Source organism: Streptomyces syringium, assembly GCF_017876625.1.
In the GTDB taxonomy this organism is placed as follows: domain Bacteria; phylum Actinomycetota; class Actinomycetes; order Streptomycetales; family Streptomycetaceae; genus Streptomyces; species Streptomyces syringius.
On record NZ_JAGIOH010000001.1, the window covers coordinates 1,333,287 to 1,350,633 of the forward strand.

General features: G+C 71.8%; 15 protein-coding genes. 9 read left to right on the forward strand and 6 right to left on the reverse strand.

Annotated elements, in window-relative coordinates:
• The first annotated feature begins 7 nt into the window (after positions 1-7).
• Positions 8-955, forward strand: a complete 948-nt coding sequence (ligD, locus tag JO379_RS05835; RefSeq protein WP_130876660.1) for a non-homologous end-joining DNA ligase — start codon at positions 8-10, stop codon at positions 953-955.
• Positions 956-973: 18 nt separating this feature from the next.
• Here ligD (JO379_RS05835) and ligD (JO379_RS05840) read toward each other — a convergent pair whose 3' ends face one another.
• Positions 974-1,876 carry a non-homologous end-joining DNA ligase gene (gene ligD, locus JO379_RS05840; protein ID WP_209514232.1) on the reverse strand — a complete coding sequence of 301 codons (903 nt, stop codon included), beginning with the start codon at positions 1,874-1,876 and terminating at the stop codon, positions 974-976.
• A 32-nt stretch (positions 1,877-1,908) separates the two neighbouring features.
• Here ligD (JO379_RS05840) and ku point away from each other — a divergent pair, with 32 nt between their 5' ends.
• Entirely contained in the window at positions 1,909-2,946 is a 1,038-nt protein-coding gene (gene ku / locus JO379_RS05845) for a non-homologous end joining protein Ku (protein ID WP_130876662.1), read from the forward strand.
• Positions 2,947-2,950: 4 nt separating this feature from the next.
• Here the strand turns inward: ku and JO379_RS05850 are convergent, their stop codons facing one another.
• The gene (locus JO379_RS05850) at positions 2,951-5,656 is read right to left on the reverse strand and encodes an ATP-binding protein (RefSeq protein ID WP_209514234.1); all 2,706 of its coding nucleotides are present in this window, start codon (positions 5,654-5,656) and stop codon (positions 2,951-2,953) included.
• 400 nt (positions 5,657-6,056) lie between these two features.
• On the opposite strand from JO379_RS05850, the gene JO379_RS05855 reads away from it, so the two are divergent.
• The 5 genes from JO379_RS05855 to JO379_RS05875 are packed head-to-tail and all read left to right on the forward strand — an operon-like array spanning position 6,057 to position 10,379.
• Positions 6,057-7,553 carry an ATP-binding protein gene (locus JO379_RS05855; protein ID WP_130876664.1) on the forward strand — a complete coding sequence of 499 codons (1,497 nt, stop codon included), beginning with the start codon at positions 6,057-6,059 and terminating at the stop codon, positions 7,551-7,553.
• 25 nt (positions 7,554-7,578) lie between these two features.
• On the forward strand, positions 7,579-7,965 hold the full coding sequence (locus JO379_RS05860) for a roadblock/LC7 domain-containing protein (RefSeq protein ID WP_184737155.1): 387 nt from the start codon (positions 7,579-7,581) through the stop codon (positions 7,963-7,965).
• A complete protein-coding gene (locus JO379_RS05865) occupies positions 7,962-8,321 on the forward strand; it encodes a DUF742 domain-containing protein (RefSeq protein ID WP_130876666.1) in 360 nt (119 codons plus the stop codon). Before JO379_RS05860 ends, JO379_RS05865 begins: the two co-directional genes overlap by 4 nt.
• Positions 8,302-8,925 carry a GTP-binding protein gene (locus JO379_RS05870; RefSeq protein ID WP_130876667.1) on the forward strand — a complete coding sequence of 208 codons (624 nt, stop codon included), beginning with the start codon at positions 8,302-8,304 and terminating at the stop codon, positions 8,923-8,925. Before JO379_RS05865 ends, JO379_RS05870 begins: the two co-directional genes overlap by 20 nt.
• On the forward strand, positions 8,922-10,379 hold the full coding sequence (locus JO379_RS05875) for a cytochrome P450 (RefSeq protein ID WP_130876668.1): 1,458 nt from the start codon (positions 8,922-8,924) through the stop codon (positions 10,377-10,379). Before JO379_RS05870 ends, JO379_RS05875 begins: the two co-directional genes overlap by 4 nt.
• Here the strand turns inward: JO379_RS05875 and JO379_RS05880 are convergent.
• On the reverse strand, positions 10,271-11,482 hold the full coding sequence (locus tag JO379_RS05880) for a terpene synthase family protein (RefSeq protein ID WP_207303839.1): 1,212 nt from the start codon (positions 11,480-11,482) through the stop codon (positions 10,271-10,273). The genes JO379_RS05875 and JO379_RS05880 overlap by 109 nt on opposite strands.
• A 4-nt stretch (positions 11,483-11,486) precedes the next feature.
• Positions 11,487-12,395, reverse strand: coding sequence for an SAM-dependent methyltransferase (locus JO379_RS05885; RefSeq protein ID WP_130876669.1), 909 nt, complete (start codon positions 12,393-12,395; stop codon positions 11,487-11,489).
• Positions 12,396-13,014: 619 nt separating this feature from the next.
• Between JO379_RS05885 and lnt the strand changes: the two genes are divergently transcribed.
• Entirely contained in the window at positions 13,015-14,571 is a 1,557-nt protein-coding gene (gene lnt, locus JO379_RS05890; protein WP_209514236.1) for an apolipoprotein N-acyltransferase, read from the forward strand.
• On the opposite strand, the gene JO379_RS05895 is transcribed toward lnt, so the two are convergent.
• Both JO379_RS05895 and JO379_RS05900 read right to left on the reverse strand, forming a co-directional pair.
• Positions 14,543-15,448, reverse strand: coding sequence for a Gfo/Idh/MocA family protein (locus tag JO379_RS05895; protein ID WP_130876671.1), 906 nt, complete (start codon positions 15,446-15,448; stop codon positions 14,543-14,545). The genes lnt and JO379_RS05895 overlap by 29 nt on opposite strands.
• A gap of 17 nt (positions 15,449-15,465) precedes the next feature.
• Positions 15,466-16,656 carry an FAD-dependent monooxygenase gene (locus JO379_RS05900; RefSeq protein ID WP_209514239.1) on the reverse strand — a complete coding sequence of 397 codons (1,191 nt, stop codon included), beginning with the start codon at positions 16,654-16,656 and terminating at the stop codon, positions 15,466-15,468.
• Between the two features lie 83 nt (positions 16,657-16,739).
• Between JO379_RS05900 and JO379_RS05905 the strand changes: the two genes are divergently transcribed.
• The gene (locus tag JO379_RS05905) at positions 16,740-17,342 is read left to right on the forward strand and encodes a TetR/AcrR family transcriptional regulator (RefSeq protein ID WP_209514241.1); all 603 of its coding nucleotides are present in this window, start codon (positions 16,740-16,742) and stop codon (positions 17,340-17,342) included.
• Positions 17,343-17,347: the final 5 nt, after the last annotated feature.

Below are 17,347 nucleotides of genomic sequence, written 5' to 3' on the forward strand. Positions count from 1 at the left end.
TCGAAGAATGACGCTGCCCGTGATCCGGCCGATGCTGGCCACCCCCGGCCCGCTGCCGGCCGAGGGGGAGGACGCGGACTGGGCGTTCGAGGCCAAGTGGGACGGGGTGCGCCTGGTCGTCGGCGCGCCGGGCGACGGCACCCTCAGACTCACCACCCGGGCGGACAACGACGCGACCGCGACCTATCCCGAACTGGCCGCGCTCGGGGAGCAGCTGCGCGGCCGGCCGGCGGTCCTCGACGGCGAGGTCGTGGTCCTGGACGCCTCGGGCCGACCCGACTTCGGGCTGCTCCAGCGCCGGATGGGCGTGGTCAATCCGCGCCGCGCGGCCCACCTGGCCATGGAGTACCCGGTCCATCTGATGCTGTTCGACCTGATGTACCTGGACGGCTGGTCGCTGCTCGGCTCCACCTACCGGGAGCGGCGGGCGGTGCTGTCCGGGATGGGGCTCGGCGGGCCGGGCTGGTCGGTGCCGGGCTATCTGGAGGGGCACGGGCGCGAGGCGTGGGACGCCACGGCGCGCAACGGGCTGGAGGGGGTGATGGCGAAACGGCTGTCGTCCGTGTACACCCCGGGGGTCCGGTCACCCGAGTGGCGCAAGACCAAGCATCTGTCGACCCTCGACGTGGTCATCGGCGGCTGGGCGGAGGGCCGCGGCGGGCTCACCGGGCTGCCCGGGGCGATTCTGGCGGGCCTGTGGGAGCCGGCCGGACTGCGGTACGTCGGCTCCGTCGGGTCGGGGCTGTCGGAGTACGAGCGCCGGGATCTCGCCCGCTATCTGGAGGTGGTGCGGCGCGCCGCCTCGCCGTTCGTGAACCCGGTCGACGTCCCGGGTGCGCACTGGGTCGAGCCCCGGCTGGTCGCCGAGGTCGCCTTCTCCGGCTGGACGCCCGCGGGCCGGATGCGGCACCCGACCTGGCACCGGCTGCGCCCGGATCTGACGCGGCTCGACTAGGGTCTGTGGGCCGGGCCGTCACGGGAGCGCGCCGCGGGACGTGCCGGCGGCCAGCGGCGCGAGGAGGTCGCCGTGCGCGGCGACGCGGTCGAGGACCTGTTCGGGGGTGAAGGCGAGGTCGCCCGGCGCACCGACGGCGGCGACCTCGTCCCAGCCGACCGGGGCGGCGACTCCGGGGCTCTCGCGCAGGCGCACGGTGTAGGGGGCCGCGGTGGTCTTCGCGCTCGCGTTCTGCGACCAGTCGATGAACACCTTGCCGGGGCGCTCGGAGCGCGTCATGGAGACGACCACCAGGCCGGGGTGCTCGCCCATCATGCGGCCGGCCAGGTCCTTGGCGTAGTCCGCGGTGGCACGGCCGGAGGCGGGACGGATGGGCGCGTAGAGGTGCAGGCCCTTGGAACCGGAGACCACGGCGTGGGCGGTGAGCCCGTCGGCGTCGAGGAGCTGGCGCAGCCGCTGGGCGACGCGGCAGCAGAGCACCAGGTCGGCGCCCGGACCAGGGTCCAGGTCGAGGACGAGCCGGTCGTGGCCGTCGCGCCCGGCGGCGGCCTTCCACTGCGGGACGTGCACCTCGTACGCGCCGAGGTTCGCCATGGCCACCAGCGCGGCGGTGGAGTCGATCACGACCTGTTCGGTGACCCCCTCGCGGTGCTCCACCGGCACCACCGGCACCCATCCGGGTGCCCCGGGCGGCGGGTTCTTGGCGACCCAGCTCTCCCCGGCCGGGCCCTCGGGGGCGCGGACGAAGGACGCGGGCCGCCCGGTGACGTGCGGCAGCATCACCGGGGCGATCGCGGCGTAGTACCGCAGCAGCTGTGCCTTGGTGTGGCCCGTGGCGGGGAACAGCACCCGGTCCAGATGGGACAGGGACAGCCGGTGGCCGTCGACTTCCACCACCTGCCGGTCCGAAGATGCGGGCATAAAGTAGGAATTCCCCGTGGAGGGATCAAAGTATGCGGACCATGTGGAAAGGCGCGATCGGCTTCGGGCTGGTGTCCGTGCCCGTACGGCTGTACGCCGCCACACAGGAGCACGGCGTCAGGCTGCACCAGGTCCACGACGCCGACGGGGGGCGGATCCACCTCAAGCGCGTCTGCGACGTCTGCTCCGAGGAGGTCGACTACGAGCACATCGCCAAGGGCTACCAGGACGACGAGGGACACGTCGCCGTCGTCACCAAGGAGGAGATGGCGGGGCTGCCGCTGCCGAGCAAGCGGCTCATCGACGTGCTGGCCTTCGTCGACGCCGACCGCATCGACCCGCTCCAGCTCTCCGGCGCGTACTACCTGGCCCCCGAGAGCGCCGCGGCCAACAAGCCGTACGTCCTGCTCCGGGAGACCTTGAAGCAGACCGAGCGGGTCGCCGTCACCAAGATCGCACTGCGTACCCGGGAGTCGCTGGCGCTGCTGCGGGTCCACGACGAGCTGCTGACCCTGCACACCATGTACTGGCCCGACGAGGTCCGCGACAGCGGCGATCTCGCCCCGCCGTCCTCGGTCACCGTGCGGCCGCAGGAGCTGAAGATGGCCACGAGTCTGATGGACACCCTCTCGGAGGACTTCGACCTCGACGCCCTGGAGGACGAGTACGAGGTGGCCCTCGGCGAGCTGATCTCCGCCCATCTGGAGGACAGGCCCGCGCCCAGGAAGGAGACCGCCCCGGCGCCCGACAACGTCATCGACCTGATGGCCGCGCTCCAGGCCTCCATCGACCGGGCCGCCGAGCGCGGCGACACGGAGGAGCAGAAGGAAGAGCCCGCCGGGCGGCGCTCCCGGGGGGCCACGAAGAAGACAGCGGCCAAGAAGTCGGCGGCGGAACGCAAGCCGACGAAGGCGAAGGCACAAAGTGCCGGGAAGAAAACCGACCGGGCAAGCTCGTCGAATGCCCGGTCGGCCACCCGCACGACCGCCAAGAAGTCGGCGGCGGCCGGAAAGACCGCCGCCAAGACCACGAAAAAGACCGCGGCCCGGAAGTCGAGCCGCGCCTCCTGAACCGCTATCCGCCGGAGGCGTCCGCCCCTTCGCCTCCGGCCGCCGCGAGTTCCCCGCGGGCCGTCTCGACGAGCCCGTCCGCGCCACAGCGCTTTGCGAGGGCGAGGCCCTCACGGAGCAGCTCGGCACCCTCGTGGGCGAGGCCGACGCCGCGCAGCGCGGTGCCGTGGTCGACCAGCGCCATCGCCAGCTCGTACCGGCAGGGAGATCTGCGCAGATGCGTCACGGCACGGCCGAGCATGTCCAGGGCTTCGTCCCCTTCGGTCAGGTGCGCCGCCCGCCGCAGTGCCTCGCCCAACGCGGTATCGGTGCCGAACCGCCCGGCGTGCCGGATCGCCTGCTCGGCGAGCGCGCGGGCCCGCTCGGGGTTGTCCTCCGCGACCGCCGAGGCCAGGTCGAGCGCCCACGGAGCCCAGAGCGTGTTGTTCCGGCCGCGCTCCTCCATGATCCGCCCGACGGCCTCGAGTTCGGCGATGGCCTCCTTCCGGCGGCCACGGGCGAGCAGCAGCCGACCGACCACGGAGGGGGCGTCGGGCATCACCATCGCCGGAGGATAGGGCGGGCGGAAGGAGTACTTCTCCGCCACGGCCTCGGCTTCCGCCAAGTGACCACGGGCCAGCAGGGTCTCCACCAGCAGGCAGGTGCCGTCCCACTGGATGGGCAGTCCGGGGCCGAGCCGGCCCGCCAGCCGCAGCCCTTCGCGCAGGAAGTCCTCGGCGACGGCGAGATTGCCGCGCCGCCGGTGGACGAGTCCGAGGAAGTCGTGGGCGAAGGCGAGGTGGGCACCGCTCCAGCCGGAGATCTCGAACGCCCGCACCGCCTCGCTGAACAGCCGCTCGGCACGGTCGAGCCGGTCGGTGTAGGCGTAGGTGATCCCGATGACGCTGGGGATCTCGATGCCCCATTCGGTGTTGGTCCAGGACATGCCCGTGGCGAGCCGGCCGTCGTCGAGCGCGCGGTCGTTCAGCTCGGCGACGCGTACCGCGTCCTCGCCGCGGACCATGCCGTCGAACGCGCGGAGCGCGAGCAGGGCACGCTCGGAGTTGTTCCGCCCTTCGAGGCCGTCGGCGAGGTCGGCGATCTGCCGTGAGCGCTCTTCGGCGCCCTCCTCCTCGTACTGGATGCCCTTCCACAGGAAGTGGGCGGCCTGCAGCCGCATCCGTCCGGAGCCGGTCGGCATCTCGGCCGCGCGGGCGGCCACCACTTCGGCCGCGTCGCCGAGCTGGCCGTTGTGGGCGTACACCTGCGAGAGCCGGTAGGTGGCCTCGACCTGCAGCTCCTTGGGCAGGCTCGGCAGGGCGAGGGCCGCGCGCAGATGGTTGATGGTGGTGGACGGCGAGGTGAGCAGGGCCGCGCAGCCGAGCTCGTAGAGCACCGAGGCCCGGTCCTCGTCCGGCGGCGGCTCGGCCATCGCGCGCTCCAGACAGCGGCGGGCGGCCTCGGGAGCACCGACGGCGAGGTGTTCATGGGCGGCGGCGCGCAGCTGCCGGACCAGATCGGGGTCGTCGTCGGGGTGGACCTCCAGCAGGTGCCGCGAGGCGGCGGCCGCGCCGTGGCCCGCGTTGGTGATCGCCCAGGCGGCGAGGCCGTGCATCGCGGTGCGGGTGGCGGGCGGCACCGCCCGGTAGACGGAGGTGGCGATCAGCGGATGGACGAATTCGAGATCGCCGGCGCCGGTGAGGATACGGGCCTCGCGCAGCCGGTCCGCGCACTCGGCGGCCTCCGACGGGCTCATTCCCGCCAGCATCGCGGCGACGCGCGGTGAGATCTCCGTACCGAGGACGGCCGCCGCCCAGGCGAAGCGGGTGACGGAGGTGCCGAGCCGCTCCAGCCGGGTGACCAGACCGCTGCCCCGGGCGGCGGCACCGAGTTCGCGCAGCAGGCAGGCTGACTCCTCGGCCGGCCGCAGCCCCCGGTCCTGTGCCTTGGCGATGAGCTCGACGGCCTCGTAGGGATTGCCGCCGGTGACGGCCCAGACCTCACGGCAGAAGGGGTCGTCCGCCTCCCTGCTGAGCGTGGCCCGGACGAGATCGGCCACCGCCGCCGGGGTCAGGGCGTGCAGGCTGACGGGCCGGGTGTCGCGGCCGTTGACCAGGTCCTTGAACGCCGGGGTGTGGTCGGGGAGTTCGTCCGGCCGGTAGGCCACGACCACGAGCAGCGGCAGCTCCCGCAGCCGCACGGCGAAGGAGGCCAGCCAGGCCAGGGACTCGGCGTCGCCCCACTGGGCGTCGTCGATCACGACGACCAACGGCGAGGTGGTCATCGCCAATTGGGTGACCACCCAGTCGAGGCTGTCGCGCACGCCCTGGGGGTCGGCCGGCGGTCCGAGCGGCGGTGCGATGCCGAGGACCGGCAGCGCGACGTCGTACCAGTCGCCCAGCAACTCCTGCCGCCGGGCCGGTGACATGGGCGCCAGGGCCGGCTGGAGGAGCTGGCGCACGATATGGAAGGGAACGGCCGTGGCCGACTCGCTGCCCCGGCCGGCCAGCACGGTGCAGCCGCGCTCGACGGCGACCTTCCGCAGCTCGCCGAGCAGAGCCGTCTTGCCGACCCCCGCCTCCCCGCTGTACAGCAACAGTCCGCCGAGGATCGCTTCCCCGTCGGCGATACGGCCGCACAGGCCGTCTACAGCCTGTTCCGCGGCGGCGATCTCCTGCTCGCGCTCGAACAGGGCGGTGTACTGGCGTCGATCACGCTGATGCCCCGTCATGGCAGTGTCTCCTGTAGGGATGTGGTGGGCCGAGCCTAGCCCCGTCGGCGGACGTTGGGGCAAGGTTCACCGCAGCGATCCACCCGGCAGCGTGACCCTCCCCCGGCACCGAACATTCATTCGTTGCACTCGGAATTCTTTTCGATATTCCGATCCCGGGGGCATTGTGAGGCCTTTCGAATTCGCCCGTCAGCCCAATCCGCGAATATGACAACTTCGCGGTCCCGGCACCGCGTGACAGGCTACGCTCCATGTCGCGCAGCGGGTCGAGGCGACTCGAGCCCGCTGCCCCAACCGCCGTGCCGCCGCAGGCCGGAGAACATCACCCAGCATTCCGCGTACGGCGTCGCCCATTCCCGCGGCGCCCCATAAGCCTTTCCCAAGAGCACCGAGGATCTCGATGGTTGGTACTGGATCGTCACACCAAGGCAGGCGGCCCGCCTCCGCTCTCATATGGCTGGTCCCCCCTGTCGTGCTGGCGGTCTGCACGGTGACCGCCGCAGTCCTCGTACCTCTCGGCGCCCGCTCCCCGGTGGCCTGGTGCGGGACGGTGGCGACCGTCGCGGTGGCCCTCACCTCGTCGGAGGCGGTGCGGCGCGGCCGCATCATCGACACGCTGCGCCGGCGCTGCGCCGAGCAGGAGGCCGCGTTCCGTCACCGGCTCGTCCAGCAGGAGATCGAGACCCGGCGGCTGGCCCGCGAGCTGCTGCCCGCCGCGGTGAACCTGCTGCAGCAGGGGGCGTCAGCCGATGAGGTGCTCCGTGAGGTCAGGCCGCTGACCCCGCTCGACCCGTCGTTCGAGGCCGCGCACCGCTCGGTACTGCGCTCGGTGGTGGAGGCGGTGCAGGCCGAGGAGGGCCTGCGCGACTCCGCGCACCGCGCCTTCGTCAACATCGCCCGCCGTGTGCAGGCGATCGTGCACCAACAGGCCACCGACCTCCGGGAGATGGAGGACCGGCACGGCAACGACCCCGATGTCTTCGGCGACTTGCTGCACCTGGACCACGGGACCGCGCTGATCGGCCGGCTCGCGGACAGCATCGCGGTGCTCGGCGGCTCCCGCCCCGGGCGCCAGTGGAAGAACCCGATCCCCCTCTACAACGTCCTGCGCGGCGCCATGTCCCGGATCATGGACTACCGCAGGGTGGACCTGCACTCGGTGGCGGACGTCGCGGTCACCGGCCCCGGGGTGGAGCCGCTGATCCACGCGCTGGCCGAGCTGCTGGACAACGCCACCCGTTACTCGCCCCCGCAGACCCGGGTGCACCTGACCGCCGTCGAGGTGCAGTCGGGCGTCGCGGTGGAGATCGAGGACGCCGGCGTCGGCCTCACCGACGAGGCCCGCCGCCGTACCGACGCGGTGCTGGAGCTCGCCGACCGCGGCCTCGACCTCAACGACCTCGGCGAGACCCCGCGACTGGGCCTGGCCGTCGTCAGCCGGCTCGCCAAGACCTACGCGTTCCGGGTCTCGCTGCGGCCTTCGGCGTACGGCGGTGTGCGTGCCGTACTGATCGTGCCGGAGAACCTGATCACGGCGAGCGCCACCCCGGGCGGCGAGATCGCCCGTGCGGCCACCCTCCCGCCCCCCAAGCCCAGGAAGAAGCCGGGCCGGCCGCTGCCGCCGCCCCCGGAACTCGACCGGCCGACCGAGGAGTCCGACGGATCGGGCGGGCTTCCGCAGCGCCGTCGGCGCGCTCCCGGCATCCCCTCACGGGCCGCCCGGAAGGCAGCGGCCGCCGCGGCGGGCCGCACTCCCCGCAGGCACTCCCCGGCGGCCGAGCCTCCCCCGCAGCCAGGCCTGTGGCTGGCCGCCTTCACGAGCGCTGTCAACGGTGAGGAGCCGACGACCGACGCGCGGGGACCGTTCAGTGATGAATCGTCAGACAAGGAAGAGTAGCCAAGTGACGCAGCTGCGGTTCAACATGGACTGGATGCTCAAGGACCTGGCATCCAGCGTTCCTCAGACCCGCCACGTGATCGTGTTGTCCTCGGACGGTCTGCGCATGGCGCAGCACGGTTCGGACACGGACGCCGCGGATCGCCTGGCCGCCGCCTGTGCGGGACTGCAGAGCCTGTCCACGGCGGTGGCCGCGGAGTTCCCGCACGGTGACGGGCAGATGCGACTGGTCGTGATCGAGGTCGACGGCGGCTTCTTCTATCTGATGGCGGCCGGCGCCGGGGCGTATCTGGCGGTACTGGCGGACGACGACGTCGACGCCGGCCTCATGGGCCAGCGGATGCGGGACCTGGTGGCCCGGATCGGCGAGCATCTCACCAGTCCGCCGCGCGTCAGCGGGCCGGTCACGTGAGTAAGCCCAAAAATCCGTGGGACCAGGGAAATCCGGACCGGTTATACATCCTCACCACCGGGCGCAGCAGCACCGACCAGGACCTCAAGCTCGATCTGGTGACGCTGATCGTCGCCCGGACCGAGACCGATCCCGGACTCCAGCCCGAGCACGCCGCCATTGTGCGGATGTGTGACTACCCGCTCTCGGTCGCCGAAATATCGGCCTATCTCACCCTGCCCGTCAGCACCGTGACCGTATTGCTCACGGATCTGCTCACGAACGATCAAGTGGAGGCCAGGCCCCCGGTCCCGGTCGCCGCACTACCCGATGTGCGACTCCTGGAGGCGGTGATGCATGGACTACAGAACCTTTGACACACACGCCGGACCCAGGACCGAGGACATCCTCCCCGCCTCGACCGCGGCGGCCGTCAAGGTGGTGATCGTCGGTGGATTCGGGGTCGGCAAGACGACCCTCGTCGGCGCGGTGAGCGAGATCAGACCGCTGACCACCGAGGAGACGATGACCCAGGCCGGGGTCGGCGTGGACGACCTGGCCGGCATCGAGCACAAGACCGAGACGACCGTGGCGATGGACTTCGGCCGGATCAGCATCAACGAACAGCTGGTGCTGTATCTGTTCGGCACGCCCGGCCAGGAGCGCTTCTGGTTCCTGTGGGACGGATTGTTCGAAGGCGCGCTGGGCGCGGTGGTCCTCCTCGACACCCGTCGACTGGAGGTGAGTTACGACGTGATGGGCCTGCTGGAGGAGCGGGGCGTGCCCTTCGTCGTCGCCGTCAACACCTTCCCCGGCTCCCCCGTCCACGCCATGTCGGAGCTGCGGGCGGCCATGGACCTCCCCGATTCCGTGCCCATGTTCACCTGCGACGCCCGTGAGCGCGCCTCCTGCCGGGACGCGCTGATGACCCTCATGCGCTACCTCTACACCCTCACGAACGAAAACCCGGAGCCACAGTGACCCCCCGTGACGAACACTCCCGCGCCGACTCGGCGACGGTCGCTCCACCGCAGTGCCCCGCCCATGCCTACGGCGAGGGCGGCATCGCGCGGCTGTACGGGCCCGCGGCCGAGGCAGACCCGATGGGACTGTACGAACAGCTCCGCGACCGGCACGGCGCGGTCGCACCGGTGCTGCTGCACGGCGATCTCCCGGCCTGGCTGATCCTCGGCTACCGCGAGAACCTCGACGTCACACGGACACCGTCGCGGTTCTCGCGCGACTCGCGGAACTGGCGCGACATGCGGGAGGGCAAGCTCACCCCCGACCACCCGCTGGCTCCGATCTCCACCTGGCAGCCCATCTGCGCGTTCGCCGACGGCCAGGTGCACGAGCGGTGGCGCGGCGCCATCAACGACGCCATGGGCCGCTTCGACCGGCGCGGTGTCCGCCGCCACATCACCCGCTTCGCCAATCAGCTCGTCGACGGCTTCTGCACCACCGGCAAGGCCGACCTGGTGCACGAGTTCGCCGAGCACCTGCCGATGCTGGTGCTCACCCAGCTGCTCGGGATGCCCGAGGAGTACGGGCCGCAGCTGGTCAAGGCCGCCCGCGACATGATCAAGGGCACCGAGACCGCCGTCGCCAGCAACGCCTACGTACAGGAGACGCTGCGCAAGCTGGTGGTGCGCAAGCACGCCGATCCCGGACCCGACTTCACCAGCTGGCTGCTGGAGCACCCCGCCAAGCTCTCCGACGAGGAGGTCCAGCAGCATCTGCGGCTGGTGCTCATCGCCGCCTTCGAGACCACGGCGAACCTGATCGCGAACACGGTGCGCATGGTGCTGTCCGACCCGCGGTGCCGTGCCAACCTGGCCGGTGGCCACATGACCCTGCCGGACGCGGTCGAGCAGGTCCTGTGGGACGAACCGCCTTTCACGACGATCCTCGGCCGCTGGGCCACCCAGGACACCGAGCTCGCCGGCCAGAAGATCAAGGCGGGTGACGCCCTCGTGCTGGGGCTGGCCGCGGCCAATGTGGACACGGCCATCCGCCCCGACCCGACGGCGCCCGTCCACGGCAACCGTTCCCATCTGGCGTTCAGCGGGGGTGCGCACGAATGCCCCGGCCAGGACATCGGCCGGGCCATCGCTGACACGGGTATCGACGCGCTGCTGAACAGGCTGCCGGACATCCGGCTGGCCGTCGCGGAGTCCGAGCTGAACTGGATCTCCTCCCTGATGTCACGTCATCTGGTCGCGCTGCCGGTGCAGTTCACCCCCCAGCATCCGCAGCCGCCCGAGGAGTCGGGGCTGCCCGCCCAGTCCACGGCGGCGGACCGGTCGGAGCCGGATTCCCTGGAGCCTCAGACCTCAGCACCGGACAGGTCCGCGGGGATCCCCGCACCGGCGAAGCCGTCCCGCCCCCGGACGTCGGTGTGGAAGTCGCTGACCGGGTGGTTCCGGCGGCGGTGAGTGACGCTGTCCAGCTGGTCCCACCACCAGGCCGCCGACGCTATGGGCAGCGGACCGGTGCCGGGATCGCTGGGCGTGTCCCGCCACGTTATGCCGTAGGTCGCCCCTGGCACCGGGAGTTCATGCCGGTTCCGGGGGCTGGCGTAGCGCGGGGCCGCGTTCATCCACCGTATGCAGCCGGCGATGTAGTGGCCCAGGGCCTCGAGATAGCGGCGTAGCTCGGGGTCGGCGTCCCGGGCGATCTGGTCGCGCAGGTCCAGGAAGAGCGTCATGGCCCGGTCGCGTATGGCCAGGGCCTCGCCGAGGGCCTTGTCCGGGGAGCTGCCGTTCTGGTGGGCCAGGACGTTCACGATGTTCTGGTCCGTGGTCTCCTGGTTGTCTTCCTTGGCATAGGAGAAAAGGTCGTTGTCGCAGCTCACGATGAATCCCGCGGCGTCGGTGAGGGCCTGGACGGGGGCGGAGTACAGCTCCCCGTCCGGGATCTCGATGCCGCTCGCGATCTCGCTCCAGGCCAGCGAGAAGCGGGTGCCGTTGATCGAGGGGCGCAGGGCGACGTAGTCGGACAGGGTCGGCATGATGCCGCGTTCCACATTGCTGACCTGCCATGCGGCACCGAACAGCCAGTCCCGCAGGCCTTCGGCCACCCGCCGGAGCTGAACGGGGGTGGCCAGGGCCCGGGTGCGGGACGCGAGGTCCTCCAGGGCTGCGGCGAACGGGGCGTTGCCGAGCATGGCGGAGCCCGGCGCCTCGAGACAGCGGGAGATCCGGGCATTGAGGTCGACGATGCGGGAGGTGCGGATGTCCGCGGAGCCCGTGTCGTGCCAGAAGTCATCGAGAGCGAACGCCCAGTGATTCCACTCGATGAACAGCAGCAGCGGTTCGTCCTTCCCGTAGGGGATCATCCGGCAGCTGAAATCGGTGCTGTGGGTGGCGATGCTCCAGGCCCGCTCGGTTCCGTCGCGGAAGATGCCCATGGCGTCGAGCCAGGCTATGGCCCGTTCTTCCAGTTGGTCCGCCCGGGGGTGGATGGCGTCGTCGATCGGGCAGTAGAAGGGGGGCAGCCGCCAGCCGATGGCGGATGCGCGCGTCGCTGTCTCGGTCATGGCATCAGTGTCCTTCGAGACGGAAGAGAAGGAGCCGGGTCTCGATCGCGTGATCCCGCCAGACCCGGAACAACTTCCCATGGGTGAGGGCCGATTCGACGAGCCGGTCGGCCGCGATCGGGGACTGGTCGTCCGTCCGCGCCATCCTGTCCAGCTCGGCCGTCGTCCAGGCCATGGACTGCACCCAGAACTCCGCCACCTGGTCGGTGACGTCCTCGTCCTGTTCCAGTTCGAAGCCGGCCGCGTGGGCGGCGTCGATGTATTCGGACAGGGTGCCCAGCCGGGTCTTGTAGTACCCGTCGATGAAGCTGGTCCACTCCGGCCGGCACAGGAAGTGCTCCTGGATCCCGAACCAGCCGCCGGGTTTGAGCGCCTTGGCCACCACGGAGAAGAGCCGTTCGCGGTCCATGTAGCCCGAACTCTCGATGGCTACGGCGGCGTCGTACTTGTGCTCCTCGCACAGGTCGTGGATGTCGCCGAGGACCGGGGTGACGAGGTCCTCCACGCCCGCCTGCCGGACGAGGTCCGCCATCACGGGTACGTGTTTCGCGGTGACGGTCATCGCGGTGACCGCGCAACCGTGCTCCTGGGCCCAGTAGATGGAACCGCCGCCCAGGCCGCAGCCGATGTCGAAGAGCGAGGCCGGCGGGTTGTCCGTCACCCCCCAGGAGCGGGCGGCGTGATCGAGCGCCGCCTCCTGGGACTCGAAGAGACGGCGCCGGATGACGCGCTGGGAGACCGTGGTGTTCGGTGCCGCACCGGAGTCGAACAGCCCCACATGGAAGTGAACCCGGGGGCCGGGGCCGTACTTGTGGAGAATGTCGGTGGTCTTCCTCGAGTAGTACAGCGGCACCTGGGTCTCATCGCGCACCGCGTCGGGAGCAGCGGTCACCTCGGCGACAAGGTTGTCCATGGGATACCTCCGAGACATCGACTGTCGGTGAAGAGGCGGACAGGGAGATGGACCACGGAGGGGACGCTCTCTGGTGACTGAATCGCATGTTCGGTCTCGCACGTATGTCACGCCGCCCCCCGGCGACACACAACCAGCACGCCTGTCCAGTTTTGCCCGGTACCTGCCCATGCCGGGTCAGCGATAACCCACATTACGTACCGTCGTGCGCCTTTCTGACGCAGGGCGCCAGGATCACTTCAGCTCAATTTAGACCAAATTGAGCTGACATTGGCTTGCTTCACGACCAGAAAGGCTGAAAATTGCGCGCTGTTGTCGGGGTTTTGGCCTTCCGACAGGCCAGTATCCAGACGGGCCGGGGATGGCCGGAACCCTCTTACGCATATGGTGTGCGGGCGATCGAAGGGGGGCACGGCTTCTGCGCATGCGCCCCTGGGCTATTGGGGAAGCAGCGCGCCCGCGTGCGGCCAGGGACGCCTGGGACGCTGCCGGCCGGGGCGTCGGCACCGGCCCGCGGCCGAGGCGCCCGGCCGCGCAGCGTGTCGCGGCCGTCGCACCCTGCCCTTGATCGCCTCACTCCCGCACACTGGTGAAGCGGCCGGGACAAGGGAGGCGCGGCATGGCATCGGTGTCGGCGGTACGAGGGTGGTCCCGGTTCGGTGCCTCGCCCGGGTGGCGGGCGGTGGCGGCGCTGCTCGCGGGGGCGCTGCCCGCGCTGGCCTTTCCCGCCCCCGCCCTGTGGTGGCTGGCCTATGTGGCCCTCGTCCCGTGGCTGCTGATCGTCGCGTCGGCCGCGACGCCCCGGCGGGCCGCCCTGGACGGGTGGTTCGGCGGCGCCGGCTTCCTGCTCGCCGTGCACCACTGGCTGCTGCCGAGCCTGCACGTCTTCATCCTCGTACTGTCCGCGCTGCTGGGGTTGTTGTGGGCGCCGTGGGGGGTGCTGGTGCGCCGGCTGCTGGGCGGGGATCCGGGTCCCGGCCGGGCGGTGGCGGCGCTGGTTCTGGTGCCGTCCGGCTGGCTGATGGTCGAGCTGGTCCGTTCCTGGGAGTACCTCGGCGGGCCGTGGGGGCTGCTCGGCGCGAGTCAGTGGCAGGTCGCGCCCGCCCTGCGGGTCGCCTCGGTCGGCGGGGTCTGGCTGGTGGGTTTCCTGCTGGTGGCGGTCAACACCGCAGTGGCCGCGCTGCTTTCGGCGCCCCGGGCGCGGGCGGCCGGGGCGGCGGGGGTGCTCGCGTGCGCGGTGGCGGTGGCCGGGGTGTGGGCCTGGGCACCGCTGCCGGAGCGGGCCGGCACGGTGCGGATCGCGCTCGTCCAGCCGGGGGTGATCGCCGGCGATCACAGTCCGCAGCGGCGCTTCGACCGCGAGGAGGAGCTCACCCGTCGGCTGGCCGGGCGGCGGGTGGATCTGGTGGTGTGGGGCGAGAGCAGCGTCGGCCATGATCTGGACCGGCGGCCCGGCCTGCGGAAACGGCTGGCCGCGCTGTCCCGCGCGGTGGGGGCGCCGCTGCTCGTCAACGTCGACGCGCAGCGCTCGGACCGTCCGGGCATCTTCAAGAGTTCGGTGCTGATCGGCCCGGACGGGCCGACCGGTGACCGCTACGACAAGACGCGGCTCGTGCCGTTCGGCGAGTACATCCCGGCGCGGTCGCTGCTGGGCTGGGCCACCTCCGTGGGCAAGGCGGCGGCCGAGGACCGGCGGCGCGGCGACGGCCCGGTGGTGATGCGGCTGCCGGGCGCCGACGGGCCGCTGATCGGTCCGCTGGTGTGCTTCGAGACGGCGTTCCCCGATATGAGCCGTCGTCTGGTGCGCGACGGGGCCCGGTTGATCGTCGCGCAGTCCGCGACCTCGACCTTCCAGCACAGCTGGGCACCCGGGCAGCACGCCTCGCTGGCCGCGCTGCGGGCCGCCGAGACCTGGCGGCCGATGGTGCACGCGACGCTGACGGGGGTGAGCACGGTGGCGGACGCCCGGGGACGGCAGATCGGCGGGCGACTGGGTACCGACCGCAGCGCCTTCGCCGTCCACGACGTGCCGCTCGCGCGGGGCACCAGCCCCTACGTCCGGTTCGGGGACTGGGTGGTGTACGGCTCGCTGGCCGCCCTCGGTGTCTTCTGCGCCACCGAGGGCGCTCGCGGGCTGCGGCGTGCGGTCAGGAAGCCTGTTCGGTCACCGCGGTGACGATCCGCTCGCACAGCTCGTGCGTGCGCAGGGCGTCCTCGGCGTCCAGGACCTTGCCCGCGCGGACCGCGTCGAGGAAGAAGAGGACGATCTGCTCGATGCCGCGCTGCCGGGCCACCGGCACCCAGTCGCCGCGCCGGCGGACGGTCGGCTGGCCCTTGTGGTCCACCACCTCGGCGAGGTTGAGGACCTGCCGCTTGGTGTCCTGGCCGGCGACCTCGAGGATCTCCTCGGTGGAGCCGCTCATCCGGTTCATGGTGCCGATGGCGGTGAAGCCGTCGCCCGACAGCTGGAGGACGACGTGGTGCGTCAGGCCGTCGCGCACCCGCGCCCGGACGTCGACGTGATCGACGGTGCCGGGCGCGAGGAAGCGCAGGGTGTCCACGACGTGGATGAAGTCGTCGAAGACCAGGGAGCGCGCGTCCTCGGCGAGGCCGACGCGGTTCTTCTGCATCAGGATCAGCTCGCGCGGGTGGTCCAGGCACTGCGCGTAGCCGGGTGCGAAGCGGCGGTTGAAGCCGACCATCAGGCTGACTCCGCGCTCCTGGGCGAGGCGGACCAGGCGTTCGCTCGCGGCGAGGTCGTAGGCGAGGGGCTTGTCGACGTAGACCGGCACGTCCGCTTCGAGGAGCCGGGTGACGATCTCGGGGTGCGCGGCGGTCGCCGCGTGCACGAACGCCGCGTCGAGCCCGGCCCCGATCAGCGAGTCGAGGTCGGTGTGGCGCTGGGCTCCGGGGACGCGGTAGGTGTCGGCGACCCGGTGGAGGGTGGCGGGGGTGCGGGTGTGGAGGTGCGGTTCGACTCCCGGCTGGGCGGCCAGTACCGGTAGGTAGGCCTTCTGTGCGATGTCCCCGAGCCCGATGCAGCCGACCTTCACTGAGCCTCCCTGGTGCGTCATCCCGTTTGAGAAGCATACGTCCGTACGGGTGGCTCCCAGTCGGCGATGCCGTCGAAGCCGCGCAGCAGGAGGCCGGGGCCGAAACGGCTGACGGCGGCGATCGCCGTGTCCCGCAGGGCGACGGCGGGGGCGCCGGAGAGCATGAACAGCCGGGCGGTCCGGGCCGAGCGGCGCACGACGTCCATGGTGCGGGGCAGCCGGTCGCGGGTGTAGGCGGCGAGCGCGGGCGAGAGGTCCCCTGCGCTGGGAGCCAGGTGGTGGGCGAGGACGATCGCGTCCTCGATGGCCTGGTTGCCGCCCTGCCCGAGGGTGGGGGCCATCGCGTGGGCCGCGTCGCCGAGGAGGGCGACGCGGCCGCGGTGGTAGGCGGGCAGCGGCTCGGCCATGAAACGGACGTCATGGCGGAGGATCCGCCCGGGCTCGGCCGCCGCGAGGATGTCGGGCACCGGGTGGTGCCAGGTGCCGAAGCGGCGCAGCAGTTCGGCCTTCTCGTCGTCGGGGGCGCGGGTGCCGGCGGGGGCCGCGGCAGCGGCGTAGGCGTAGGTCCGGCCGTCCTTCATCGGATGGGTGCCCCAGAGCCGGGCGCCGCCCCAGGTCTCGTGCGCCGCGAAGGGCCGGCCGGGGGCGGGGGTGACGAGGCGCCAGGTGGTGAACCCGGAGTACACGGGGCCGGGGTGGGCGGGGAAGAGGGCGGCGCGGGCCGCCGAGTTGATGCCGTCGGCGGCGACGACGAGGTCCGCCTCGATGTCGCCGTCGGGGGTGGCGACCCGGGCCGGCCGGCCGGCGGCGCCGGGGTCGGCGAGGACGGCGGCGATGCCCGTACGGACGGCTTTGTCCGGCAGGTGCCCGACGAGCAGGTCGGCGAGGGTGGCGCGGTGGAGGAGGACCAGGGGTCCGCCGAAGCGGCGGGCGGCGGCCTCGCTGCTGGTGCGTGAGAGCCAGCGGCCGTCCGGGGCGCGCAGACCGCCGTCGCCCTGCCAGGCGGCCAGCGCCCGGACGTCGTCGCCCAGTCCGATGACGTCGAGGGAGCGCTGCCCGTTGGGGGCGAGGGAGATGCCCGCGCCCACGGGGTCGAGAGTGGCCGCGCGTTCGAGAACGGTGACGTGCCAGCCCTGCCGCCGCAGGGCCACTGCCGCGGTGAGCCCGCCGATTCCCGCTCCGATGACGACGGCGTGTGGTTGCCGCATGATTCCTCCCCGTTACTACAACCGTAGTCACTACGACTGTAGTGACGGTACTACGCCCGTAGTGGAATTGCTAGGTTGGCCCCATGACCACCGACCGCAGCGCCCGCACCTCGGGCGTCTCCCGTGCCGAACTGATCGCCGACACCGCCATCGCCCTGCTCGCCGGGCGCGGCATGCGGGGGCTGACGCACCGCGCGGTGGACGAGGCGGCCGGACTGCCGCCGGGCTCGACCTCGAATCACGCCCGCACCCGCGCGGCGCTGCTGGAGCTGGCGCTACGGCGGCACGCGGCACGCGAGGCGCGCGCGCTCACCCTGACCGAGATGCCGGACCTCGCCGCCGGGCGGGACGCGCTGGCCGACGCGCTCGCGCTGGCCCTGCACCGCACGCTCACCGACCACCGCGAACTGCTCGTGGCACGGTACGAGTTGGCGCTGGAGGCCACCCGGCGGCCGGAGCTGCGGAAGATCTACGACGAGGAGGGCCGGGCCTTCCGGGAGCCGCTGATCGCCCTGATGGCCGCCGCCGGGTCCGCCACCCCGGAGCGGCACGCGCTGTCCATGATCGCGTGGGGCGAGGGGCTGATGTTCCTGTGCGCGGCAGGGGCGTACCACGCGGAGGTGCCGGGGCGGGAGGAACTGCGCGAGAGGATCGGCGAGCTGCTGCGCGGCGTGCTCGGGCAATAACCCGT